The organism is Paenibacillus sp. FSL E2-0190 (genome assembly GCF_037992965.1).
Taxonomy (GTDB): Bacteria; Bacillota; Bacilli; order Paenibacillales; family Paenibacillaceae; genus Paenibacillus_AQ; species Paenibacillus_AQ odorifer.
In genome coordinates this window covers 4762143-4787824 of the sequence record NZ_CP150306.1, presented here as the reverse complement: position 1 = coordinate 4787824, position 25682 = coordinate 4762143, and the positions used below count along the sequence as shown (strand labels likewise).

Here is a 25682-nt window from a genome sequence, read left to right as displayed (position 1 = left end):
GAAGGGGTTGTAGTGAAATGGCAGATCATTTAAACAGAATTCTGGTAGTGGATGATGAGGAACGCATTCGCCGCCTGCTAAAGATGTATCTTGAAAAAGAAGGTTATGAAATCGATGAAGCGGAAGACGGAGAAATCGCTCTTCGTAAAGCAACAGCAAATGACTACGGTCTAATTTTGCTGGATGTTATGCTGCCTGGCATCGATGGGATGGAAGTGCTGACAAGACTCAGAGGAGTGAAGTCAACACCGGTCTTAATGCTTACAGCTAAAGGCGAAGAGATCAACCGTGTCCAAGGCTTTGAGATGGGCGCAGACGATTATGTTGTGAAGCCCTTCAGTCCACGTGAAGTCATTTACCGGGTGAAGGCTATTATGCGCCGTTCTTCGGCGACTGCTTTCTTGTCCAAGGAGAGCAATTCCAGCAATAACATTGTATTTACTCATCTTATTATTGAGCATGATGCTCACCGTGTGACTGCTGGTGGTGAAGAAGTAAGTTTGACACCTAAAGAATATGAACTTCTGCATTATTTGGCTATTTCGCCTGATAAAGTATTTTCTCGTGAAGAACTGCTTAAGGATGTCTGGAATTATGAATTTTTCGGAGATTTGCGTACTGTAGATACTCACGTAAAACGTCTTCGTGAAAAACTGAATAAAGTATCACCGGAATCTGCAGCGATGATTACGACCGTATGGGGCGTAGGTTACAAACTAGAGGTACCTAAATAAGTGAACTTCTGGAGAAGTCTTGTCGGCAAACTGTGGGTTACGATCATCTGCCTGGTCGCTGTCGTGCTTATTACCTTGGGGTTATTTTTGCTTCCCTACATAGACAGTAACTTTGCCAATTCCGGAGATATCAAACGTTTATTTATGTATACTTGTATGATCGGATTTTCTTTGACGACATTTTTTGCGTTGTTTTTGTTTACCAAAATCACTCAGCCGATGCAGCGTGTCATTGAAGCTGCGAATAACATTCGACGGGGTGAATACGGAACAAGGCTTACGCTTGTCACAAGTGATGAAATTGGCCAGTTGGCGACTTCCTTTAACCATATGGCTGAGGAGCTTGAAGAGAATATCCGCAGTCTGCATCATGAGAAGGGGCATCTGTCTAGCGTACTGCGCAGTATGAGCGATGCTGTGATCACCTTTGACATTGAAGGGCAGATTATTTTGACCAATCCGCACGGCCAAGCTCTGCTAGAGAGCTGGAGCGATTTGCAGTGGGAACATGCGAGTGATGCTGAGCTTCATCCCGAAACGGCTGAGAGTAGTGTTCCACCTCCCCTGCGTCCTTTATTTTTAAGCACCTTGAAGCAAGGTGGCGATGACCGCTCCAATGTACATGTACGGCAGGGCGTCTGGTCTGTTCATATGGCACCGTTATATTCTGAAGGCAGCATTCGGGGAGTAGTTGCTGTACTGCGGGATGTGACGGAAGAGGTGCGTCTGGAAAAGATGCGCAGAGACTTCGTAGCTAATGTCTCCCATGAAATCCGTACTCCATTGTCGATGATGCAAGGGTACAGTGAGGCTTTATTGGACGGGATGGCTTCATCCCCCGAAGAAAGCAGTGAGCTGATCCAGGTCATTCATGACGAATCACTGCGTATGGGGCGTCTGGTTAAGGATTTGCTTGATCTTGCCCGAATGGAAGCCGGACATACGGATATGATGAAAGCTCAGGTGGACATGAATGAACTGCTGGAACGAGTCTACCGTAAATTTTCTGTACGTGCGAAAGAGCGCGATATCCATCTTCACTTACAGCAAGAGAGTGATATTGCTGTTCTGAAGGCAGCGGATGAGGATAAGCTGGAACAAGTCTTAACCAATTTACTTGATAATGCTTTTCGCCACACACAGGGTGGCAAAAAAATCACGGTTCATACAGGAACTTGTGTATTAGAAGGCCGTCGTTATCTTGAGATTAAAATTCAGGATGAAGGGGTTGGAATTCCACCAGAGGATCTGCCGTATATATTTGACCGCTTCTACAAAGCTGATAAGGCGCGTGTACGGGGAGAATCAGGTGGAACGGGACTTGGGCTTGCGATTGTTAAAAATATTGTAGAGTCGCATCACGGGACCATCTCAGCTTCAAGCAAACTAGGCGAAAGTACAACCTTTACGCTAAGACTTCCTGTCGAAAAACAGTAATTCCAAACACAATGTGTGATAGCGCCTCTGACAGCAGAGGTGCTTTTTGTTGAAACAAACACATTAATCTTGTTCATCGTGGAACATATCTTGTAGGTTTTGCTTGGGAGGGCATAGAATGATTTTATCTTTAGACCAAGGTACTACCAGCTCACGAGCCATATTGTTCGATACGGAGGCTAAATGGGTCTCACAAGGTCAATATGAAGTTAAACAATCCTTCCCCCATCCAGGCTGGGTAGAGCATGACCCTGAGCAAATCTGGGCGTCACAGCTCGCAGCGGCAAGAGATGCGATTGCGCGGGGTGGCATAGCAGTTGAGGAGATCTCTGCCATCGGAATAACCAATCAGAGAGAAACAGCTTTAATCTGGGATAAAATAACGGGCAAACCGATATACCCTGCGATTGTGTGGCAGGACAGGCGTACTGCAGAGCAATGTGAAGAACTTAAAAGTAAAGGGCTGGAGCAAGTTATAGCGAGCAAGACGGGCCTTGTTGTAGATGCTTATTTCTCAGCTACCAAAATCTCCTGGATACTGGATCATGTGGATGGCGCCCGAGAACGGGCGAATCGTGGGGAACTTCTAGCAGGGACGATCGACAGCTGGTTAATTTGGAGACTTACTTGCGGAGCCGTACATGTCACTGATGTTACCAATGCCTCACGTACGATGCTGTTTAATCTTCATGAACGGTGCTGGGATGAAGAGCTAATGGAAGAGCTTCGTATTCCGCGTGCCATTCTGCCAGAAGTAAGAATGTCTGGTGGCGAATTTGGAGTAGCAGACAAACAGTGGTTCGGGGCGGACATTCCAATTCGCTCTGTACTTGGAGATCAACAGGCCGCATTGTTTGGACATACTTGTCTAGAACCCGGCAGTGCCAAAAACACCTATGGTACAGGCTGCTTTATTCTAATGAACACAGGCACAGAAGCTGTAGCCTCCAGCCATGGCTTGTTGACCACTGTAGCTTGGGGTATGGGAGATGAACTCTATTATGCTCTCGAGGGCAGTGTGTTCGTGGCCGGAGCGGCCGTTCAGTGGCTGCAGGAGGGGCTTGGTCTTATAGAGGATCCAGCAGGCTCAGAAGATAAAGCACGGGAAGTAGAGGACAGTGAAGGGGTTATCGTTGTGCCTGCGTTTACCGGACTGGGGGCACCCTATTGGGATATGTATGCCCGTGGAGCCATATTTGGCCTTACTAGAGGCACTACCTCAGGACATCTGGTACGAGCTACATTGGAGTCCTTAGCCTTTCAATCTAGAGATGTAATAGGAGCTATGGAAAAAGACGCAGGCATGCCATTGACCGGCCTTCGTGTGGATGGCGGAGCTGTGCGTAACGATTTGCTGATGCAATTCCAGTCTGATATCCTGGGCAGTGAGGTTACTAGAACAACCTATGCGGAGACAACAGCTTTGGGTGCGGCGCTTCTGGCCGGGTTAACATCCGGAGTGTGGACACGTGCCCAGCTAGAGAGCTTCAACAAGGCTGAGAGGGTCTTCTCGCCTGAGATGGGTATAACTGAGCGGGAAGGTCGTTACAACGCCTGGAAGGACGCTGTAGCGCGTACCATGGGTTGGGAGAAGCATGAAGGATATCAGTGATAAAGGGGCTGTATATGTCTATGGTTAACGGAACCGAATCTGATCTGCCGGGCGGACTATCTAAGCCGGCGCTTCGAGCCCTGCATGGGGCTGGATATGTTCAGCTTCAACAATTCAGCAAGCTTACGGAGGCAGAGCTTCTGCAGCTACATGGATTGGGGCCAAAGGCGATCGTTCTACTGCGGAGTGCTCTCGCGGAAAAGGGGCTCACCTTTGCAAGTAAGTCCTGATGTTGCGTTCATATTTATATTAAAAAGCGGCAAGCTTAGGTGAATCCCTAGCTTGCCGCTTTTTGTTATACAGCTCCTAATATTCAATAACAAATGCTACATTTTGCCAACCGGCGCCCACTGTCCAGAACAGGACTTTATCACCACGTTCGATCTTTCCAGTAGTTACAGCTTTATGTAGAGCAATAAATGGGCTGCTGGTAGAGGTATATCCGAATTCATCCCCTATGTATACCGCTACATTGCGATCAATGCCGACTTTCTCACACATCTCTAAGATATTAGGCAATGAAAACTGTGAGAAGCAGGCTGCTTTAATGGCTTCAGGCGCGATATTGTTGTTAGACAGTAGAGTACGAATAGACTCAGAAGCAGCATCTATGCAAATGGAATCATCAAAAGGAATAAACTTCACATTAAACTCTCCAGCCGCTACACCTTGCTTACCCAGTTTAGCCAGGCCTGCGCACGGGAATTTGGAATTATCGCAAACACAAGGATCCGTTTGGTAGATAGAGTCAATGAAACCGACTACATCCTCAGCCTGTTCAAGAATGACAGCCGCCGCTGCATCACCGAAGTTAGCGTAGTAGACTGGATCATTCTTATCGGCATGAGGGGTTACATAATCGGAGCCGATGACCAACGCTCGTTTAATCCTAGGATTCGCTTGCATCTGACGGCTAACCTGTTCCACAGAAGCCGTCATACCCGCACAATTAGCATTGCTGTCAATGCAGATTGTATGGGATGCGCCTTTGATCAAACGGTGAATCATTAATGAGTTGGTAGGAAAGATATACTCAGGAGTTTGACTTGCATAGGCAATAAGGTCGATATCGGCACCTGTGAGACTACTTTTCTCCAGAACATTCCTGGCAGCCTCAAAAGCCATCGTAAGGGAATTCTCATCCGCATCCTTAATACTATACCGTGTAATACGACCTAATGCGGATAATAGACCTCGAATATCAATGCCTTTTTCGTCAAAATGCTTAATGAAAAAGTCGTTACCAACTATATTGCTGGGATGATAGATATCAATGCCTTTAATACGAATTCCGGTCATAATACGCCTCCAGGAAAGCAGTAAAATGTGGCCTACATATTAAGACTAAAAGATCTAGACTGTAACCGCAGAAATGATCTCGATGTTATCGAGTCCAGCTTTACGGCCAAGACGGGAAAGCTGCATTTTGAGGATCGGGTTATTTTCAAGCGTTAGATTTACTTTTACAAATCCATCATTCTTAAACATTACAAAGCAGCTTTCTAAAAGAGGTACAACATCTGGTGCAGTTACATTTAGCTTTCTGCAGTCGATTTTTAGTTCATAGTCAGCTGGAGTAATTGGATTGATAGTTTGTTGATAAGCTTGAATAGATTTTAGACCATCTTCTTCAGAAAATGTTCCATCTAACTCAATGTTAATAACCTTGTTTGTAGTGTCTGTCTTCAAAACGAAACTTCCCATGCCTAAATCTCTCCCATAGATTGAATTTGTCCAAAACAGTTCGACTGCAATATCCAGCCATGTATATCCATTTAGCTGTTTTATAAAAGTCAAAATTCGACACTATACAGCAAGTAATGGGATATTCCGACTCTATTATAGGCATATTTTTCAAGTATATGCAATAATAAAGTCGAATTTTGTATATTGTTGTCGAACTGTTGGGTTATTGGATTTCTTCTATGGTTGCAAGCAGGATATTAAAAGCTGTGATGATTCTAGGTGCCCCTATAACGGGTACTAAGTGTAATAGAATACCTTTAAGCTGTTCTACGGTGACTCCAACACGAAGGGCCATGACATAATGAACGCCCAACTGTTCGAATTGACCCATTGAAATTAAAGATGAAATGACTGCGATTTCCTTCCAGTCAGGGGCTATAGTATTACGTTGAAAAATATCGCCATAGGCATTCCCCATAATAAATTCAGCCAAGTCAGGGAAGTGGTCTTTAATTGGAGCTAGTGCTTTTGCGCCATAGTCTCCTGATAGATTCGTGAAGTGGTTGAGACCACTGTTGATATTTTCCTTCATGGTTAGCCTCCTAGTTTAGGTTCAAAGTACGGTGTGCAGTCGGAGGGACTTCATCACGGTCTGTTAGTAGTTCAATAACGGCAACATGGTTTAGAGCTACCGCATCTTTAATTGCAGCTGTGAATTCATCCGCAGTCTCACATTTGTAGCCTTTAGCACCTAGAGATTCAGCGAATTTCACGGCGTCCATTGGTACTTCATATAGAGTTCCATCGATACGACCTGTGGTTTTCTCCATACCCTTAAGAGCCATATCTAGTTGCTTATTATTGACCACGATAAAGATGACAGGGATATCTTTGCAGACAGCGGTGTTAATCTCAGCGCCGAGCATCATGAAACAACCATCACCTGTAATGCAGAGGACAGTTTCTTCAGGAGCTGCAACTTTTGCACCAATAGCCATGCCGATCGAATTACCCATGCAAGCAAAATACGCATCAAAAACAAAGCTGCCCGGTTTCTTAACCTTGTACCATTTTGCAGCGTGGAATCCATGACTTCCATCATCAACGAAAATTGAATTATTATAAGGGATCAAATCACTTAAAGTGCTCATTACGGAAGCAAGGGAAAGATTCTTGAGGGTTGGAAGCTCTTCTGAATAATCCGCATCGGCCAAAGCCTCACGTTTGGTGATTGTGCTTGGGTCAATATGATTTAGGCAGTGCACCAAATTATCGCGCAGGTCCCCAGTGACCGGTATCGTTTTGGACAATAGTATTTTTCCGACAAAGGTTGGATCAATATCAAATTGAATTAAAGTTGCTGGATGATTCTCCCGTTTAAGATTACAGATGGTCATATCACTTAAACGTGATCCAAGCACTATAAATAAATCGCTTTTATTCAATAAATCGTCCCCGTGGGTCGAACCGCCAACGCCAATAGGACCATGATAGAGTGGGTGATCCCAGACTATAGCCCCTTTTCCACCAGGAGATGTTACTACAGGAATATTAAAAGTTTCTGCGAGTTGAACAAGCTCTTTATGTGCTCCGGAGCGGTTAATTCCTTTACCCGCAATAATCAAAGGATTCTTAGCAGCTTGAATAGCTTCGATGACTCTATCGATATTAGCTTGACTAATTAGAGACTCTCTTTCTGGGATTACTATATTGCATTCTTCCAATACTTCAGTTTGTACATCAAAAGGAATACAAAGATGAACAGGACCCCGTTTGGTCAGGGCCACAGAAATCGCATGATTAAAAATAGTACCAAAGTGATCCCCACGTTCAACCAATTTACTGAACAAGGTGGCAGGTCTGAACATATCAGCTAAATCAGCCAGAAAAGAGGTGGAGTCCTGACATTGAGGAATTCCAAGCTCTGTAATGGATTGGTGGCCGGTAATAAATAGGACAGGTAGGTTGTTAGCTTTCGCATGTGCTGCTGCTGTAAGCAGGTTAGTTCCCCCAGGACCCGAAGTACCAAATGCTACGCCTAGGTTACCCGTTTTCAGCGCATACCCTGCTGCTTCGAATCCGGAGCTTGCTTCATGTCTGCCGGGAATAAATTCAATACCGTAATCCACCATCTTTAGAACAATTGGACAAATGGATTTGCCAATGATCCCAAAAGAATGGGTGACTCCAAGGTTACGTAGTGCTTCCGCCATGTAATCTGCGACTGTCTTCAAAAGAAACACCTCACAAGTTTTTTGATATATATTAGTTATTAATCTACCGAATAGATACGATAGATCAATATACTCAAAAAGTAAAAACCTGTGCTCTATAGTAAGCACAGGTTGGTGGCATAAGGCACCGCTAAGACTGAACAATAGTTCAGCCGTCCTGGTTCCTCTGCAACCTGGCAATCATGGCCTCAAAAGAAAAAATGAGGCTGTAGATCCATGGTTTTGCGTCATCCTCTTTCGAGGATTTTGCCAATATTAATTTATAGTTGATAAGAATAATTTTCCTTTACAATATATTCCTCATTAATTTTTGTCAACATAATCCGCTAAAAAAACTCGAAATTTGACGAAAGTCTTGTCCAAGAGATGAAGTTTTACCTCGCGAAAAAAACTGCCACCTAAGACTCAGCTTAGGTGGCAGTTGATAGTTTTGAACTAGAATTTAAAGATATGAATGGTTTTTTGCAGATTAAATACGGCCTGGGTCATTTTTTCCGTTTCTTCTGCAACAGACTGCAGGGCATTAATCTGTTCATTCATAGCCGCCGATACCTCTTCCGTGCCAGCAGCAGTTTCTTCGGTGATTGCTGAGATATTCTCAATTGCACTGGAAATTTTCAAGGCACTTTCTAGCATAAGATCACTCTCCGCAGAGAATGAAGAGATTTGCTCGGTAATGTACTGCACGCTTTGTACAATTTGTGCGAAAATATGGGCAGATTGAGTGATCATTTCATTCTGAACCTGCACAACCTCTTCATTGATGGCAATATTATCGATGGCTTGTTTAATATCTGACTCAATGCTGCGGACCAAGCCGAATACTTCTTTTGTGGATGCCGTAGATTCCTCAGCAAGCTTGCGAACCTCTTGAGCTACAACGGCAAAACCCCGACCATGCTCTCCGGCACGAGCAGCTTCGATGGAGGCATTCAGTGACAGCAGGTTGGTCTGCTCAGCGATCTCTGTGATGGTCTTGGTGATCATCGTAATCCCGCGGGCATTTTGTGAGAGAGCTTCAATAGTATCAGCCACTTTTTGTGTAGCCTCTATGTTTTTACGCATGCCTTCAGCCTGTGTATCTACGGATTGGCGCCCTTGCTCAACAAGTTCTAAGGTATGTATTGAACGTCTGTTCATTTCTTTGGTGGAGTTCGTATAATTGGATACTTTGGTCTCAATGTCTTTAATGGATTCTGTCATATCAGCGATATCCGTAGATATTTCATTTGCACCAAGAGCGAGCTCAGTAGAAGAAGAGGCTACTTGTGCCATGACAATTTTCAGGTTCTGGTTCTTATCTTCGATTCCGCGGCTTGCATCCATAACTTGACGGGTGATCTGCGATGCATCGGTCAGAATCTTCTTGAGCTTATCAATCATTGTGTTAAAGGAGCGGCTTACGTCACCCATTGAACCATTTTCGTCCGCTCTGCTAGTGAAATCACCCTTTGAAATACTGTGAGATACATTAGCAATATCATCAAAAGATGATGTAAGCGTTCTCTCCACGAAGCGAGCAACAGGTAAAGTCAGACCTGCAAGAACAACTACTAGTATAATTCCTACGAGAAATTGACCTAGAATCATTAACGTAACTAAGACAGGAATAGCAAACAGTGCGGCAACGAGGTAACATCCGGCAACAATTCTTTGTTTTAACGGAAGTTTGTGCATCCAGCTCATTGGTAAAATGTCCCCCTTATTAAATTTTATGTAATGGTGTTATTATAGGGGATTTATAGGTCATTGGTCTATAGAGAAGTGTCATAAATCTTCTTTAAGTAGTAGATATTTAGAATTCATGTCAAAATTCCTCATATATTGTGGAAATTGTTTTAATAGCAGACTTTACCATCCCTACTAGTTCGATAGGAGCTAAAACAATAACTGAAGGAGAGAAAGAGAGTACGATACGACAGGCAGATTCTATAGCATTAAACTCGGCTTCCACGTTCATCCACCCAGTATTAGCAGAGGGTTCTACTAAAGTTATAGTTACATATCTTTCACGTTGTAATTCTTTAAGAATAGACTCATTCACCTTTAAGTTCACTACATATTTTGGCAGTGCTGCTTTAAAAGCTAAAGTCGATTGTTCCCAGTAGCTTTTTAAATCAAAAGCCTCAGGTCTGACAAATGATTCATAAGTTGCGTCAGCTTGTATTAATCTCGACACGCGAAAAGTCCGCATTTCAGCCTCGGTTCGTGCCACTACATACCAAACTCCACGTTTTGCGACTAACCCGAGAGGTTCAATGAAACGCTCCTTCATCTCGTCATTCCGTGGGTAAGTGATCTTCACTTTACGGTCTTCCCAAACAGCTTCCTGCAGGACAGATAGGAACGGATATGTCTCGTCGGAAGGGTGCCAGCTGGCACCATCTATATGAATGCGCTGGCTCAGGTAACTGGCTGGATTATTCGGCCTTGATGGGGAAGCAGCCTCCAGCTTAAGCACGGCGGAAGAGAAGTCGTTTTGTATACCCAGATCTTTTAAGATTGAGGAGTCTGCGGACAGCAGCAGAGTTGCAATCTCTGAGGGCTTCATACCCGTTAAGGAGGTTCGGTATCCTTCTGTGAGCATCCAACCCCCTTCACGTCCCCGTTCGGCAAGAATAGGTATTCCTGCTGTACATAAGGCTTCCATATCTCTAAACACAGTTCGTTCAGACACTTCTAAGGTCTGGGCTAGCTCACGGGACGTCATCTTTCCACGATTTTGCAGCAAAAGTAAGATGGATAACAAACGATCGGCTCTCATTAAGGGACACTCCTCCTCCTAATAAATGTTGGCTAGTTCTTAATTAATTATTACATTATATATGTCAGTTGATGTCATATTAAAGAATTATACTATATAAGGTAAGGATTAAATACAGAACATTAGAGAAAAACAAGTGTAGAAAGGATTGAGAACATGACTTTAAAAGGAAAAGTAGCATTGGTCACCGGAGGCAGCAGAGGTGCTGGTAGAGGAATTGCATTGGAGCTGGCAAGGAAAGGTGCATTCGTTTATATTACGGGCAGAACGACAGAGGCTTTTGGGACAGAGCATAGCAAGCGGAGCATTGATAACGTACTTAGGGAAATAAAAGCGGAGGGAGGGTCCGGCAGCGCCATACGATGTGATCATACCAAAGATCAGGAGACAGAGGCGGTCATTCGCCAGATTGCTTCAGAGCAAGGAAAGCTTGATATTTTAGTCAATAATGTATGGGGCGGCAACGATTTACCTATTGAGCAGAAGTCTTTCTGGGAGCTTCCTACAGCGCATTGGGACAATATGTTTAATGCGGGTGTGAGGGCACAGTTGATAACAAATTATTATGCAATACCATTAATGCGTGAGGCAAAAGCTGGCGGTCTAATCATCCATACAACCTTTTGGGATCGTTACAAATATCTAGGAAATTTCTATTATGATCTTTCTAAACATACACTTGTGCGTATGGCCTACGGGTTATCGAATGAGCTTAAAGAGGACAACATTGCAGTTATTCCGCTTACTCCGGGCTGGATGAGGACAGAGGCGGTGTTGGAGAGCATGAACACGGATGAGGAGCATTGGCATGAGGTTGAAGAATTGCAGATGACTGAATCCACAACCTATATCGGTAGAGCAGCCGCTGCTCTAGCAGCCGATCCTAAGGTTATGTCTATAACCGGACAACCGCAGCAGGTTGCTAAGCTGGCTGAAAAGTATGGATTTACAGACATCGATGGTCGGACTGTTCCCGCATTCTTAGTCTAAACAGCAAACTTGATCTGTTTGATCCCATATGTGCGTATGAAGCAGTATAGGACACAGCTGATCTATAATGCAGCATTTTCGTATGTTTAGAACGCTATCGGTCCCCAGAGACGCTATTGATAGGCAAAGCACCTGATTTAGCTCTCTTCTTGAGGAATAGTGGCACTAGAGTCCGAAACCCTGCTTCAAAGGCGAAATTATTGCATATAAGGTCATCTGGGTCCGTAACCTCAAGGGCGTACGTAAGCCTCCACGAGGGTACTCGATTCGATATTGTAAATGAAGCAGAAATAGGTCGACGATCAACAACAAAAGCAGCGAAACTCCTATAGGGGGAGAATCGCTGCTCTGTTGTTTGATTTCTATCGTATTGCTTACAGAAGAATGATTTCTTCGGCAGTGTTGATTTCTGGTAGGCCAGCAAGCTTCACAAGCACATGAGTAGGTACAGCTTTATCAACGGTCAGCAGCATGATTGCTTCGCCACCAACGATTTTACGTCCCACTTGCATGGAAGCGATATTAACATCATTTTCGCCCAGCAATGTGCCCACAAGTCCGATAATCCCTGGTTTGTCGTTATGGGATACTACAATTTGATGTCCTTCAGGAGCGATATCAACCGGGAACTTGTTCACTTGAACAATTCTTTCTCCATAACCTTGCAGCAATGTTCCGGCTACGAGACGTTCTTGGTCGTGATCTGTTTTAAGGGTCACGGTAATCAGATTAGTGAAGCCTTTAGTTTTGGAAGCTTTAGTTATTACTACATTAACGTCGCGTGTTTTTGCCAAGTGCATGGAGTTAACGATGTTAACATCCTCAGCGAAGTGGCGGGAGAGCACGCCTTTCACAATATAGCGGGTAAGTGGTTGGGTATCGACATCTGACAGATCACCCGCATACTCAACATGGATTTCACGAATAGCACTATCTGTAATCTGGGTAACAAAGCTGCCCAGCTTCTCACCAAGTGTGAAGTAAGGCTGGAGTTTGTTCATTACGCTTGGAGCAACTGGAGGAATATTTACAGCATTGATGAACGGTTCATTACGCAGAATATGCAGTACTTGTTCCGATACATCGATCGCTACATTCTCCTGAGCTTCAATTGTAGAAGCGCCCAAGTGAGGAGTCACGATAATTTTTGGATGCGACAAGAATGGGTGATCTGCTTGTGGCGGTTCTTTTTCGAATACGTCAAATGCAGCGCCAGCAACAATACCGCTATCAATAGCTTCTACTAACGCCATTTCATCAATTACACCACCACGGGCACAGTTGATGATGCGCATTCCCTTTTTCATCACTTCAAATTGCGGGCGGGAAATCATATGGCGTGTTTCCGGAGTAAGTGGAGTGTGCACAGTAATGAAGTCTGCTCCGCGGACTACATCGTCAACGGAAGCTAATTTTACTTCCAGTTTCTCCGCACGCTCAGCAGTTAAGAAAGGATCAAAAGCAAGGATTTCCATGCCGAAAGCTTTGGCACGTTTTGCCACTTCGCTACCGATTCTGCCCATTCCCAGTACACCTAAAGTTTTGCCGCGAAGTTCTACACCCACGAAGGTTTTTCTATCCCAGGTTCCACCAATTGTTTTTGCATAAGCTTGTGGAATGTGACGGGCCAAAGCCATCATCATTGCAAAAGCATGCTCACAAGTTGTAATGGTATTTCCATCAGGAGCGTTGATAACAACAACCCCACGTTGAGTAGCAGCTTCCAGCTTGATATTATCTACACCCACACCTGCACGACCAATGACCTTTAAGTTTTTTCCAGCTTCGATAATTTTTTCAGTTACTGTAGTTTGACTGCGGACGAGTAGACCATCATATTCACCGATGATTGCAACGAGCTCATCTTCACTGAGACCTGTTTTTTTGTCTACAACTACATCTGTTGCGTCCATCAATTGCTGAATGCCCAAATCACTGATTGGATCCGATACTAATACTTTAAACATGGTTTCTTATCCCCCTTAAAGTTGAAAAGCTTTATATGTCGAGGACGCCCTGATGGGCAGTCCACAATACCAGAAGGTTCACGAACTAGTAGAGAAAAACATGTAATAATAGTAGATCAACGCGGTGTCGCACAAAAGAAACAGCGTGCAAGAGTACCGCGAAATCGGTAACTTTGGGCATAAGGTAGTATTTATGGGGGATTAGGGAATTAAAAAAACTCCCAACCCCATACTACTGCCGTAGTAAGGGACGAGAGTTATCTTCGTGGTACCACCCTAATTCACTGCAACTTGGAAGAAGCAGCCTCATTGGCCTGCATAGGCCACACTGTTAACGGAGTTGATCCGATTGTACCTACTTTAAGGTTCGATACAATATCTCAGGAGCGCTAAAGATAGCTGTTCGTCACCGGTTTGCACCAACCACCGGCTCTCTGAAGACTTCCAGGATCTTTGTTCCATCATCGGTTTTGAATGATTAATTTTTTCATAATGTAACACGGTATGCAAGTTGTGTCAATAGGCTTTGCAAGCAGCGTTTCTTGAAGTGAACTTCATTTTTCGTTATGATTCAATAACTGGTTCTATTCAAAAAAGAACGGAAGCTGTGGAAGTGTCTCCCTGTTATAATACTGTTCCCGCCATTTTACAAAATCCTGTTCCTGCACAGCACCTGTAGAAATCAACAAGGTTACTGAGGACTGGATATCCGAAAGATTTAATGAGCTTGCAGTGCCTGAGTAAATCATATCGTCTATTTTAGCAGTGATGTCCTGAGGATCATAACCTGCAAAAATTCCGCGATTCAGCATCATGTCAGCGATAGAAGCATTCTTCAAAAGCAGGGGCATTTTTTTCCACTGGATGAAAGACATCGTTTTTAGTTCGCCAGGTGCAGAAGGTATTTTCTGGTTTGTCTTAGAGCCCCATTTTAGCATAGAATCATAGAAGTTCTTTTGTGCTAACAGACCGTACTTCACGGCGCCGGTTGTAAATTCATCATTTTTCAATAACTTGGCTGTCTCTGCACCAGAGGCACTAGTAGAGACTTTGCCGGAGGCCTTAGAAAATAAAGTTAAGCTTTTGAGTACATTGACCTGTGACTGATGTAATAGAGGAGAGTTAGTGAAAATTGAATCTTGATTAACTCTTTCATATTGCTGGTCTGCTAGAATACTTAGATTCTTCATTACTGCCGCATTCATACGAGCATCTGTGCTGCGCGCTAACTTATCTACTTGAATGTTCCAATTCCGCTTGAATTCCCGATAGGGCAAAAATACGTTATGATAGAAAGTAACAAGATCCTGCTGTTGATACGAGCCCGTGAATTCTACTAATCCATTCATGCTTGATTGATTGTCATATTTGGCTTCAGTTTTGTCTGCGCCAACCTTGACGCCAGTAAAAAATGCGGCGAAGGCGCAAACTAAGAAAAACAAAAAAACTAGCGTGTATAACATTTGATTGCGGGACTTACGTTTGCTCATAATAAATGCTCCTTTTTCTGGGGGGATTATCCTATGTATTATGTATTGATAGCAACACTATGGACGGTTTCTCTCTCGGAGCGGCCCGAAAAAAATAAAGAACAGGCAGGTCACGATGAAAAAATTCAAATTTGGCGAGATTAAGGTTAAAAAGGTAGAACCAGGCCAGTTGACAGACCGTCTTCTGCTGCTCAATCTCTATATCACTCAGGGGCTCACATTAATTATCGGTTTGATATGGATATTATTTCAGAAAAGAAATCCTTTTCAGCTATTAATTATTCCAGAAAAAGTACATTTTGTGGCATGGGGCCTTGGTCTTGCTGCTGCAATGCTAATTGTTGACTATTTATTGACACATATTGTCCCTGAGGAAAGTATGGATGATGGTGGAATAAACGACCTTTTATTTCGAAATCGCCCTGTGTGGCATATTATCGTCATAGCAGCAATTGTATCGGTATGTGAGGAGCTCTTATTCCGCGGAGCCATCCAATATTCCATTGGCCCTTATTGGACGAGTATAGTATTTGCTCTTATTCATGTCCGTTATTTACGTCACTTTGTACCTACCGGCTGGGTATTCTTAAGCAGTTATGGTCTTGGATATATTTACATTCAATCGGGCAGCCTCTGGGCCCCTATACTATGTCACTTCTTCATCGACCTGATCTCAGGTCTGGTGATCCGCTATAGGAGGGAATCATGAGTGAGGAATTAAGCCGGGTAAAGTCTCGACAAAAACAACACAAAAGTGAAAGCAAACATCCTGGCAAAAGTAAAAAAGAGAAGCGGACTTCGGAGCCTGTAAAAAAGGCTACTCCTGAAAAGAAGTCTACTCCTATAAAGAAAAATGCTACCGCTCGGGTTTCTACAGCAACTTTATCAAGAAAAGCTCGCCGCCCAGCAGGTTCTGCAAAGCGCTCTTCCACAGGAAGTAAAGAGAAGGACGAAGAATCTGTTCCTTCTCGTTCAGATACTTATTCTTCAGAAAAAGTTCGTCTAAGCAAGATGTTTGTAAATTCTTTGATTTTTATCTTTGTTATTTTGCTAATCGGGCTGCTTTGGTGGGGAATTGAAGGAGCGCCTCCGCTGAGTACATTATGGTGAGCACATGGGCATGGGGAATGGCTTTGGTCATTTTATTGATAGCTGCGGCCGTTGTCATAATTATGGTGATTAATGCTTTTAGAAACAGAATTATTACCGAGGAAATAATGCTAGATTCGCTACCTGAAGAGTTTGATGGATTTCGTATCTTGTTTATAACAGATATCCATCGCCGCCGCCTTCCTTCCGCGCTTCTGACACCATTAAAGGGTGGGGTAGATGTTGTTTTTCTGGGAGGAGATCTAACGGAAAAAGATAGTCCTTTAAATCGTCTTGTCGATAATATGACTCTAGTTACTTCTATTGCATCTACCTATGTAGTGCATGGAAATCATGATTATCGGGCTAATATTTCAAGGGTAGATGAGATTATTCAGGACAGTGGTGCAAAACTGTTAATGGATGAAAATGTGGCTTTTGAACGTGAGGGAGCTAAACTTTGGTTAACCGGAATTGATTTTCCGAAAAATGGGGGCAAAACTCCATACGGTCCTTTTCCGCAATTAACCACAACCCCTTCTGCTGAAGACACGTGTCGTATTATTCTTGTACATGATCCGCTTTGGTTATCGAAGCGCCAGAGTGTGCCAGCGGACCTGATTCTGGCAGGTCATACGCATGGGGGGCAGGTGATCCTTCCATTTGTGGGTCAAAGACATGTAGAGCATTTCTATCATAAATATGACGCTGGAAAGTTTAGTTGGCCAAGAGGGGACGGTACCGCAAAAAATGCCCTGCTGCTGATCAGCAGAGGGTTTGGAACAGCACATCTGCCACTTCGCTGGGGCAGTCCTGCTGAAATGCATGTGCTGACACTGCGTAAATCAACCCAATAGTGCTTACTCTTTCCAGTAAGAAAAACTGGTAGCGTAAAAAGGGGGTTCCAAAGCCATGCAAATGGCTTTTGGAACCCCCTTCTATTTTTGTTTGATTCGAAAACAATTGCACTGAAGAAGCAACTATCGGACATGTAAAGATGAGAAGATCAACGCATTTTTAGCTCAATGCTGCGCGGATCAACAAAGCTGTAGCCTTTACCCTCAAGTGTAGTGAGCAAGGTATCCAGTCCCTCAACGGTCCATGGTAGCTCATGCATCAGGATATTACTGCCGGAATGCAGCTGATCGGTAACATTACTGATCAATTTTTCTGTCTTACCCGTTTCCTTTTCTTTCATTTCCCAGTCAAGTGAGCCTACAGACCAGGTCATGTATAACATTCCATTCTCAGCCGCGACCTTCTTGCCAACATCCCCGCCGGCACCATGTGGCGGACGGAAAAAGTGAGGAGCTTCTCCCAATGTTTCTTTGACAATATTTTGAACATCTTCGATTTGCTTTTTAACCTCAGTATAGGACTTGTCTTTCAATACAATATGATCCCAGCTGTGGTTGCCGATAATTCCACCGCGGTTATGTATTAACTCCAGAAGCTCAGGATGCTCCTTAACACGATAACCATTTACGAAAAAGATGGCTTTAGCTTGATGTTTGTCCAGAACATCCATCAAAGGGTTAATCATTGCAGCATCTTTAGGACCGTCGTCAAAAGTGAGCAGAACCACTTTTTTATTTGTAGCTTCCTCGTTAGGGACGATGTCGTAATTTTTGTTCATATGGTACAGCAGTGGAATTTCAGCGGATGCTTCACCCTTACTGGCTGTACTATTTCCTGTAGTACCTCCATCTGCTGTTGCTTCAGGGGTAGGACTGGCTGTTGCTTCAGGTGCTGGCGCCGTAGTTTCTGCGCTTTGTGTAGCTGCCGCCGTGGGCGGATTGTTTGTGGTGTTTGTTTCCTTGGCTGTATTTCCATTTGCACCGCTGTTGCCACAGGCTGTAAGCAGCAAGGTAGCCAATAGGAGCACTGATGTCATTTTACCCACTTTTTTCAACTCGCTTTCTTGTTATTAGGTTGTATGAGCCGGAATCTTTCCGCGAACACTAAACATGATTTTACCATACAAGGAGGCTGGAAATATGAATACTTCGTCATTTTTATGCGGGGTGCTGATGGGCGCCGCAGCCAGTATGATTATGTCCAAAAAGCGGAATTCTTTAATGTCTTCGCTAGGGCAATCGGGTGGTTCCATGAGTGGGGCTGCAGATAAAGCAAAAGAAAAAATAATCGGTATGGCCACGACTGGTTTTGGTAACACTGCTGTTTCAAGCAGTAATGCTCAAAGTAACGGTTCAAGCAGCGCAACCTCTGAGCATAAGACTGAATCACCAGTGAAGTCGAAGGAATCCAATCTTAAATTGTTAAAGGAATTCATTCGCAGCAATCCTGAAGTAAAGAGCGAAGTAGAGCAGATTCTTAAAGAAACGCATACAACCATACCGGGATTGTAACCGTAAAGGACTCCATCAGAATCATTTTGGGGATGAAATATTCCGCAGAATGATTCTTTTTTATTATTCAGGGCCTTGAAAATGGTTTATTCAATAGAGAGGATTTTATATATTTATTTACGTGCATTTATCTCGGCAAAATGATAACATACTTACATAGTAACCATTTTTGGCTCATTACTCGGGACTCATCATACATTATAATAAATGAGCTTGCAAAAGGAGGATCCTGTCATGAGAATAGAGCGATTAAGTCAAGATAAGATACGGATTTTCCTCACTTTTGACGACCTGAGCGAGCGGGGCATCCAGAAGGAAGACATGTGGCAGGAAGTTCCTAAGGTTCATGACCTGTTTACGGAGATGATGGATCAAGCATATAGTGAACTAGGTTTTGATGCCACGGGTCCGCTTGCCGTAGAAGTTTTCGCATTGCCCGCGCAAGGCATGGTCGTTATAGTGACCCGAGGAAAATATGATCACCATCAGTACGGTGCGTCCGGGGAAGAAGAATTGCCAGAAGAGATTTATGAAATGGAAGTTACTCTTGAACAAAGCGACTCCATTGTATATGCATTCCGCGATTTCGAGGTTCTGGTTGAAGCGGCTCATGTGCTCATCGGTAATATTACTTCCCAGGGGAAACTGTATTCTTATAACAATAAATGGTATCTGTATTTCGATCCAAAGGAATTTGAAGAAACGGCGTTGTCAGGTCTTGTTGGCGTACTTGCTGAGTTTGGAGATTCCTCACCGGTCACAGAAGCTGTTCTCGATGAATACGGGAAAACAGTGATGCCGGAGAATGCGGTCCAGTTATTGTGCACTCATTTTAAGCGTCAGGAGTAATTAGGCAAGACTAGGGGCTGATGACCATTGTTTAGGCCGATCAGCCCTAGTCTTGTTGTTGGTGATATGTCGGTCATTCTTGTATCAAAGTTATCATCTACCTTGCTGTGTAACGGCAGTAATAGGGTTTAGGGGTGTAGGGAGGTTATTCGGTGCTCGTGTTATCGGTCATTACGTCGGCAGTAGCGCCGGGGCTTGCTCTGTTGACCTTTTTTTATCTGAAAGACAAGTATGATCAAGAACCGCTTCATGTAGTCATTAAAGTATTCTTGCTCGGCCTTCTGATTGTGTTTCCAGTAATGATCATTCAGAGAGGGCTGATGCTGGGACTAAATGGTGGTCCCTATGTGGAGTCGTTTCTCATATCCGCTGGCGTGGAAGAATGTCTAAAGTGGTTTGTGCTGTACCATATGATTTACAATCATACCGAATTTGACGAGCCATATGATGGGATACTATACGCTGTGGCGATTTCGCTCGGCTTCGCAACAATAGAAAATGTAATGTACGCTTGGTATAGCAACGCTTCAATCGGATCAATGTTTCTAAGAGCACTTCTTCCGGTTTCTGGACACGCTATGTTTGGTGTGATCATGGGCTACCATATGGGAAGGGCGAAGTTCTCAAAAGGAGTTCATACCCGCAGAATTCTGGTGTTTTCTCTCCTGTTGCCATGGATGTGGCATGGGATATATGACTTTATTTTGAGTACGACAGCCAACTATTGGATATGGTTTATTGTGCCTCTGATGGCTATCCTATGGTATGGCGGTATGGGAAAGGTTGCTAGGGCCAACAGCCGTTCTCCTTTCCGCTTTCTGAAACGTGAAGAAGAGGTTAACCTATAATCGAGATGGACACACTTATATTCGAAGGGCAGTTCCTAGTAAGGAATTCCAGAGAGGAGAGAGGTGTCTTTTTTTGCGTATAAAAGTACGTATCGTTTGCAAACAGTGCGGTGAGACCTACATATTAAGAGGGATTAAAGAGCATGGTGTCATTCAAACCGGCTTTAAACAATGCCTTTGCAGTAATAGCAGTGGCTTTGAGATTGAAGAGAGAGCATGAGCGGACGTTATAGTCACATTGTGTAGCAACTTCAGTGCATAAGACTCCTAGTTTATTGTCAAACTAACGCCAATAAGCTATCGAAAGGAGTCTTGTAGCCCTATGTACAAAAGATTAAGTGCTGTAATGTTCCCGCTGACCGCGCTGCTGCTGATTGGTGCGCTTGTGTGGGGTTATCAGGAGAATCAGGAGAAGAATTCAATACTAATTAAGGCGGAGAACCAATATCAACGCGCCTTTCATGATTTGTCCTATCATGTGGACCGTCTTCATGGTGAGCTTGGAAATACGCTTGCGGTTAACTCTGCTTCTAATGGGATGCACCGCAAAGGACTTGTGAATGTGTGGCGGATGACTAGTGAGGCCCAAAATGAGATTAACCAGCTGCCGCTGACCTTGCTGCCATTTAGCAAAACAGAGGAGTTTCTGTCCAAAATCTCCAACTTTTCTTATAAAGCCGGGATTCGTGACTTCACTAAAAAACCTCTGACAGATGGAGAGCTGAGCAATCTAAAAGCATTGTACAAGAACTCAGGAGAAATCTCTAAGGATTTGCAAGAGGTACAAAATAAAGTCATTGGCAATCGGCTGCGCTGGATGGATGTTGAAACGGCGTTGGCGACAGAAAATAAAGCGGAGGACAACACGATTATTGACGGCTTCAAAACGGTGGATAAACGTGTAGGGGCATACCCTGAGCTAGACTGGGGTCCTTCAGTAGCAAGCATCTACGATAAACGTTCCGTCAAAATGCTCGGAGGTACCCCCGTGACTGCCGAAGACATCAAACGTAAGGCGTTGAAGTTCGCGGATGCGGGCTCCAATGCTAAAGTGGATGTTAAAGAAAATGGGAAGAACACTGAATGGCCATCCTATACAGCAACTGTTAGCGCTTCGAATAAGAAGCACACCATTAGTATGGATTTCACCAAAAATGGCGGGTTGCTGATCTCTTATTATGACAACCGTGAGGTTGGCCCTGCCAAAGTTTCTATTAAAGAAGCCGTTACCAAAGCAGAGCAGTTTCTTGAGAAAAAAGGATATCCCCATATGACTGCAGTCAGCGCTGATCGTTACGATAATATCGGGAATTTGACCTTTGTAACCAAACAGAATGATGTATTGATTTATCCTGAAAAGATGACCATTCGTATGGGGCTGGATACAGGTGATACCATCGGTTTTGAGGCCAGCGAATACGTCAATGAGCACAAGGACAACCGGAAGCTTCCAAAACCAAAGCTTACCCTTGCAGAGGCGAGAAAATTTCTGAATTCTGATTTCAAGGAACAATACAATCGCTTGTCCTGGATTAAAAATGATGATTCCGTCGAGGTCTTGACTTACGAGTTCGGTGGAGGGGTCAATGGCTCAAAGTATCGTATTTACATTAACGCCGAGGATGGCATTGAAGAGTCTGTGGAAGAAATCAGACCTTCTTCGGGGTCTGAGGCAAAATAAAGGGAGGGCGCATCCAGCAGTTGGGTGCGTCCCTTTTTTTTGCAATATCTATAAAATATATCTGACTGGCTGATATTCCCATGCTATAATCAGGGGTAGTGATAATTACTAAACTGATGTGGCGGTGACATCTTTGTATCCTAAAATTAACGAATATCTATACATACAGGTTGCTTCCAGTGACGCTGCTGAAGCAGAAGTTGAATATAGATCAAGAATTGCAGAGACGGAAGAAGACGCATTCCTGATTGAAATTCCTATGCAGGAGAGCAATGGTCGTCTAAAAAGGCTCTTTATGGGGGACGAGCTTTCGGTTTATTTTTTAACTGAGGGTGGCATCAAAAATTACTTTAATACTTATGTACTGGGCTTTAAAGAAGATGTAATTCGTATGGTCCGGATTCAAAAGCCGGAGACAGATTCGATTTTTAAGATCCAGAGAAGAAGCTTTTTCCGAGTGAATGCAGATCTAGAGCTTGCTGTGAAGGATAGCCTTGGCAAACGGTTCCTGGTTCGTACAGATGATATTGGTGGTGGAGGAATCTCCTTTTTGGTGGATAACCAGGTTAAGCTGGAGGTTGGCAATAAATTGTCCTGCTGGGTATTGGTGCCTTATCGAAACGGAAGCACGGAGCATGTCAATTTTGAAGGTGAAGTAGTGCGCATTAAAAAGCTGGAGAATGGACGGCTTTTAGCGATGTTGAAATTTGTCGCTATTTCAGATTTGGAACGCCAGAAAATTATCCGTTATTGCTTCGAACGTCAGTTTGATTTCCGCAACAGATAAGCATTTTTTACAGCTCTATTAAGCTGTCTGATTTTGCACTGAAGTATAAACTGTGGTATAATTTTATAAGTCGCAGGCAATGCCTGCTTTTTTCTTGATAATATCATCAAGCATAACAATTTATGTGTGCTCCTTGATATTGCAGGAATAGTTTTCGTAACGCTAGATGCTTTTTTTATGAAAGAGTGTTTGAGGAGGAATGCCCCGTTGGATAGGCAGGGTACACATACTTATGACAGAATAAACGTCGCCATCGACGGACCTGCCGGGGCAGGCAAGAGCACTGTAGCCCGATTGGTAGCCCAGAAGTTGTCTTATATCTATGTCGATACTGGTGCAATGTACCGGGCAATCACCTGGTATATGATCCAAGAAGGCATTGAACCGGAAGATCAGCATCGAGTGAACGAGAAGGTTCGCGACATGGTGATTGAACTTATCCCGGAACGAGACATTCAGAAGGTGCTGATTAATGGGGAAGACGTGACCCCACATATTCGGAGCCTTCAGGTTAGCGGCCTTGTGTCGCAGTATGCGAAGATCGAGGATGTAAGATCCAGACTGAGTCAATTGCAGCGTCAGATGGCGCTTCGCAAAGGCGTGGTAATGGATGGCCGCGATATCGGTACAACCGTGCTGCCGGATGCCGAGGTAAAGATTTTTATGACGGCAAGTGTGGAAGAACGAGCTCTCCGTCGTTATAAGGAACTGAGAGACGCGGAATCGGTGACGCTTCAGCAGCTTGAACACGATATTGCAAAGCGGGACCGTCTGGATGAAGGACGGGAGATTTCACCGCTGCGCCGTGCAGAGGATGCTATTCTTCTGGATACGACCTTAATGAATATCGATCAAGTTGTGGAGGCCATTGTATCCCACTGTAGATCTCATGTTGACGGGGAGAGAAATCATTTATGATTTATGCAATTTGTGTTGGATTGCTTCGCTTGATTTACGCAATCCTTTTCCCACTTAAGATTGTGGGGAAAGAAAATGTGCCAAAGGAGGGCGGGGTACTGCTCTGCGCTAACCACATTAGTCTGCTTGATCCAATGACTATTGGAATTAAGCTGGACCGTCAGGTAAAGTATATGGCTAAGGCTGAACTGTTTGAGGTTCCGGTGCTTGGCTGGCTCATTAATAAATTGGGTGCTTTTCCGGTGAAACGTGGCGGCGTAAGCAAAGAATCCATAAAAACGGCCCTTAACACACTTCGTAATGGTAATGTCATGGGTATCTTCCCGGAGGGTACGCGTAACTCTGATGCCGGAGTGGCCAAGAAGGGTGCTGCTAGCTTTGCACTTCGAAGTGGCGCAGCAGTTATTCCAGCGGCTATTATCGGCCAGTATAAACCCTTTCGACGCATGGTCGTTGTCTATGGTGCTCCTGTAGACCTTAGTCAATTTGCCGGTGCGGGGAGCGAATCTCTCGAGGCTGTTACCGATGTCATTATGGATCGCATCCGTGAGATGAAAGAGACAGGTAAACCAAGTGCTAGTTAAGGGATGAGCAGAACAACAAATTTTGCTCAATGTTTTGATTAAATAACGGCATAGCCGCTATTTTTTGGAACATACTATCATCAAGTGTAAGTGAAATATTATGCATTGCTTGTTTTGAACTCTGCTATACGCAGGTTTAAATAAATGGGGTTTTGAATCGAGGAGGCTAATCACATGTCTGAAGAAATTAAAAATCAGGAAGCTGCGGAAAAGAATGAATCCGTAGAAGCGGTGGATTCCGCTGTGACAGAAAATAACGGAGCTGTAGAAGAAGTTGCTGCCGTTAACGAAGAAGAAGTGACTAACCAAGCTGACTTGGAAATCATTTCTCTGAAAAAAGGCGATACCGTGAAAGGAACAATCGTCAAAATCGAAGATAACCAAGCTTATGTAAGCATTGGATATAAATACGACGGTGTGATTCCAATTCGCGAATTGTCCGCAGTACAACTGGACAACGCTGCTGCAGCAGTAGAAGTTGGACAGGAAGTAGAATGTAAAGTTGTCAGCATCAACGACAACAAGGAAAGTCTTGTTCTTTCCAAACGTGCTGTTGATAGTGAAAAATCATGGGAAGATCTTGAGAAATACTTCGCTTCCCAAGAAGCTTTCGAAGTTACTGTGGCTGACGTTGTTAAAGGCGGCCTCGTAGCTGATGTTGGAGCTCGCGGATTTATCCCAGCTTCCATGGTAGAGCGTCACTTCGTTGAAGATTTCAGCGATTACAAAGGCCGTACCTTGCGCGTTAAAGTGAAAGAACTTGACCGTGAGAACAGCAAAGTAATCTTGTCTGCTAAAGAAGTTCTTGAAGAAGAATTCGAAGCTAACAAGCTGAAAATTATGGCTGAACTATCTGAAGGCCAAATCATCGAAGGTACAGTACAACGTCTGACTCAATTCGGCGCATTTGTTGATGTGGGCGGAGTTGACGGTCTTGTACACGTATCTGAAATCGCTTGGAGTCACGTAGAGAAACCTTCTGATGTAGTATCTGAAGGTGATAAAGTACGTGTTAAAGTATTGAAGGTTGATCCTGAAAAAGGAAAAATCAGCCTGAGCATCAAAGCTGCTGCTCCAGGTCCTTGGGACTCTGCTGCTGGCGAAATCAACATCGGTGATGTTGTAACAGGCGTTGTAAAACGTCTTGTGAACTTCGGAGCATTCGTAGAATTGCTTCCGGGTGTGGAAGGTCTTGTGCATATCTCACAAATCTCCCACAAACACATCGCTACTCCACACGAAGTATTGAAAGAAGGACAAGAAGTTCAAGTGAAAGTTCTGGACTTCAATCCATCCGAGAAACGTGTTAGCCTGAGCATCAAAGAAACTGAAGAAGCTCCAGCTCCATCTGCTAGACCTGAACGCAGCAATAGCAGAGACAGAGCTCCTAAAGAAGTTCTGAACAACCCTAACGTTTCCCTTAGCAACGAAGGCCTTAGCTTTACGCTTGCTGAACGTTTTGGTGACAAGCTGGACAAATTTAAGGGTAATAACTAATCCCTAAACGAGCTTTTGAATATACGGGTAAAGTAATCGGCGAGCCCTCGATACGGGGGTTCGCCGATTGTCTTTTTTTCGGAACTGGTCGGATTGATGAGAGTTAACATGATTGTTAGCCAATTTAAATGTTTTTTGCTATGATG

At 44.0% G+C, this 25682-nt stretch carries 25 protein-coding genes, 1 riboswitch and 1 other annotated feature; of the genes, 16 read left to right on the top strand and 9 right to left on the bottom strand.

Going from position 1 to position 25682, the window contains the following annotated elements:
* Positions 1-17: 17 nt before the first annotated feature.
* The 4 genes from NST25_RS21180 to NST25_RS21165 all read left to right on the top strand — a co-directional run bounded on the left by NST25_RS21180 (position 18) and on the right by NST25_RS21165 (position 4013).
* Positions 18-734, top strand: coding sequence for a response regulator transcription factor (locus NST25_RS21180; protein ID WP_036676174.1), 717 nt, complete (start codon positions 18-20; stop codon positions 732-734).
* Complete coding sequence (locus NST25_RS21175; protein ID WP_076127471.1) at positions 735-2171, top strand: ATP-binding protein; 1437 nt, start codon at positions 735-737, stop codon at positions 2169-2171.
* A 118-nt stretch (positions 2172-2289) separates the two neighbouring features.
* Positions 2290-3783, top strand: a complete 1494-nt coding sequence (gene glpK, locus NST25_RS21170) for a glycerol kinase GlpK (protein ID WP_076184033.1) — start codon at positions 2290-2292, stop codon at positions 3781-3783.
* 14 nt (positions 3784-3797) lie between these two features.
* Entirely contained in the window at positions 3798-4013 is a 216-nt protein-coding gene (locus tag NST25_RS21165) for a DNA-binding protein (protein WP_076184031.1), read from the top strand.
* A 76-nt stretch (positions 4014-4089) separates the two neighbouring features.
* Here NST25_RS21165 and NST25_RS21160 read toward each other — a convergent pair whose 3' ends face one another.
* The 6 genes from NST25_RS21160 to NST25_RS21135 form a co-directional block, all read right to left on the bottom strand.
* Positions 4090-5082: a ketoacyl-ACP synthase III gene (locus NST25_RS21160; protein WP_076184028.1), complete on the bottom strand. Its 993-nt coding sequence runs from the start codon at positions 5080-5082 to the stop codon at positions 4090-4092.
* A 54-nt stretch (positions 5083-5136) separates the two neighbouring features.
* Positions 5137-5487: a hypothetical protein gene (locus NST25_RS21155; protein WP_076127478.1), complete on the bottom strand. Its 351-nt coding sequence runs from the start codon at positions 5485-5487 to the stop codon at positions 5137-5139.
* Between the two features lie 205 nt (positions 5488-5692).
* Positions 5693-6061, bottom strand: a complete 369-nt coding sequence (locus NST25_RS21150) for a carboxymuconolactone decarboxylase family protein (RefSeq protein WP_036676184.1) — start codon at positions 6059-6061, stop codon at positions 5693-5695.
* Between the two features lie 10 nt (positions 6062-6071).
* Entirely contained in the window at positions 6072-7712 is a 1641-nt protein-coding gene (locus NST25_RS21145; RefSeq protein ID WP_139330031.1) for a thiamine pyrophosphate-binding protein, read from the bottom strand.
* A gap of 155 nt (positions 7713-7867) precedes the next feature.
* Positions 7868-7964: riboswitch (cyclic di-GMP riboswitch) on the bottom strand.
* Positions 7965-8138: 174 nt separating this feature from the next.
* Positions 8139-9389: a HAMP domain-containing methyl-accepting chemotaxis protein gene (locus NST25_RS21140; RefSeq protein WP_036676188.1), complete on the bottom strand. Its 1251-nt coding sequence runs from the start codon at positions 9387-9389 to the stop codon at positions 8139-8141.
* A gap of 121 nt (positions 9390-9510) precedes the next feature.
* Positions 9511-10467, bottom strand: a complete 957-nt coding sequence (locus NST25_RS21135) for a YafY family protein (RefSeq protein WP_340392415.1) — start codon at positions 10465-10467, stop codon at positions 9511-9513.
* Between the two features lie 156 nt (positions 10468-10623).
* On the opposite strand from NST25_RS21135, the gene NST25_RS21130 reads away from it, so the two are divergent.
* A complete protein-coding gene (locus NST25_RS21130; RefSeq protein WP_076302765.1) occupies positions 10624-11457 on the top strand; it encodes an SDR family NAD(P)-dependent oxidoreductase in 834 nt (277 codons plus the stop codon).
* A 374-nt stretch (positions 11458-11831) separates the two neighbouring features.
* On the opposite strand, the gene serA is transcribed toward NST25_RS21130, so the two are convergent.
* Entirely contained in the window at positions 11832-13424 is a 1593-nt protein-coding gene (gene serA, locus NST25_RS21125; protein ID WP_036676193.1) for a phosphoglycerate dehydrogenase, read from the bottom strand.
* A gap of 243 nt (positions 13425-13667) precedes the next feature.
* Positions 13668-13898: a binding site (T-box leader), on the bottom strand.
* A 110-nt stretch (positions 13899-14008) separates the two neighbouring features.
* Positions 14009-14914 (bottom strand): hypothetical protein, encoded by a 906-nt coding sequence (locus NST25_RS21120; RefSeq protein WP_076127483.1) that lies wholly within the window; start codon positions 14912-14914, stop codon positions 14009-14011.
* Positions 14915-15029: 115 nt separating this feature from the next.
* Between NST25_RS21120 and NST25_RS21115 the strand changes: the two genes are divergently transcribed.
* Genes NST25_RS21115 through NST25_RS21105 form a run of 3 tightly spaced genes read left to right on the top strand, consistent with a single transcriptional unit; the run spans position 15030 to position 16860 of the window.
* Complete coding sequence (locus NST25_RS21115) at positions 15030-15623, top strand: CPBP family intramembrane glutamic endopeptidase (RefSeq protein WP_036676197.1); 594 nt, start codon at positions 15030-15032, stop codon at positions 15621-15623.
* Positions 15620-16024 carry a hypothetical protein gene (locus NST25_RS21110; protein ID WP_076127485.1) on the top strand — a complete coding sequence of 135 codons (405 nt, stop codon included), beginning with the start codon at positions 15620-15622 and terminating at the stop codon, positions 16022-16024. The genes NST25_RS21115 and NST25_RS21110 overlap by 4 nt, the downstream gene beginning before the upstream one ends.
* A gap of 17 nt (positions 16025-16041) precedes the next feature.
* Positions 16042-16860 carry a metallophosphoesterase gene (locus NST25_RS21105; protein ID WP_340392414.1) on the top strand — a complete coding sequence of 273 codons (819 nt, stop codon included), beginning with the start codon at positions 16042-16044 and terminating at the stop codon, positions 16858-16860.
* A gap of 149 nt (positions 16861-17009) precedes the next feature.
* Here the strand turns inward: NST25_RS21105 and NST25_RS21100 are convergent, their stop codons facing one another.
* Positions 17010-17906: a polysaccharide deacetylase family protein gene (locus NST25_RS21100; protein WP_076192320.1), complete on the bottom strand. Its 897-nt coding sequence runs from the start codon at positions 17904-17906 to the stop codon at positions 17010-17012.
* Between the two features lie 94 nt (positions 17907-18000).
* Between NST25_RS21100 and NST25_RS21095 the strand changes: the two genes are divergently transcribed.
* The 8 genes from NST25_RS21095 to rpsA all read left to right on the top strand — a co-directional run bounded on the left by NST25_RS21095 (position 18001) and on the right by rpsA (position 25536).
* Positions 18001-18372 (top strand): hypothetical protein, encoded by a 372-nt coding sequence (locus NST25_RS21095; protein WP_076141316.1) that lies wholly within the window; start codon positions 18001-18003, stop codon positions 18370-18372.
* A 234-nt stretch (positions 18373-18606) separates the two neighbouring features.
* The gene (locus NST25_RS21090; protein WP_036676203.1) at positions 18607-19221 is read left to right on the top strand and encodes a genetic competence negative regulator; all 615 of its coding nucleotides are present in this window, start codon (positions 18607-18609) and stop codon (positions 19219-19221) included.
* 152 nt (positions 19222-19373) lie between these two features.
* Positions 19374-20069 carry a glutamic-type intramembrane protease PrsW gene (prsW, locus tag NST25_RS21085; protein WP_076134692.1) on the top strand — a complete coding sequence of 232 codons (696 nt, stop codon included), beginning with the start codon at positions 19374-19376 and terminating at the stop codon, positions 20067-20069.
* A gap of 322 nt (positions 20070-20391) precedes the next feature.
* The gene (gene ypeB / locus NST25_RS21080; RefSeq protein WP_076127490.1) at positions 20392-21750 is read left to right on the top strand and encodes a germination protein YpeB; all 1359 of its coding nucleotides are present in this window, start codon (positions 20392-20394) and stop codon (positions 21748-21750) included.
* A 133-nt stretch (positions 21751-21883) separates the two neighbouring features.
* A complete protein-coding gene (locus tag NST25_RS21075) occupies positions 21884-22537 on the top strand; it encodes a flagellar brake domain-containing protein (RefSeq protein WP_036676209.1) in 654 nt (217 codons plus the stop codon).
* Between the two features lie 207 nt (positions 22538-22744).
* Positions 22745-23455 (top strand): (d)CMP kinase, encoded by a 711-nt coding sequence (cmk, locus tag NST25_RS21070; RefSeq protein ID WP_254848699.1) that lies wholly within the window; start codon positions 22745-22747, stop codon positions 23453-23455.
* Positions 23452-24039 (top strand): lysophospholipid acyltransferase family protein, encoded by a 588-nt coding sequence (locus NST25_RS21065; protein WP_036676211.1) that lies wholly within the window; start codon positions 23452-23454, stop codon positions 24037-24039. The genes cmk and NST25_RS21065 overlap by 4 nt, the downstream gene beginning before the upstream one ends.
* Positions 24040-24213: 174 nt before the next feature.
* Positions 24214-25536 (top strand): 30S ribosomal protein S1, encoded by a 1323-nt coding sequence (gene rpsA / locus NST25_RS21060; RefSeq protein WP_170914203.1) that lies wholly within the window; start codon positions 24214-24216, stop codon positions 25534-25536.
* Positions 25537-25682 lie beyond the last annotated feature (146 nt).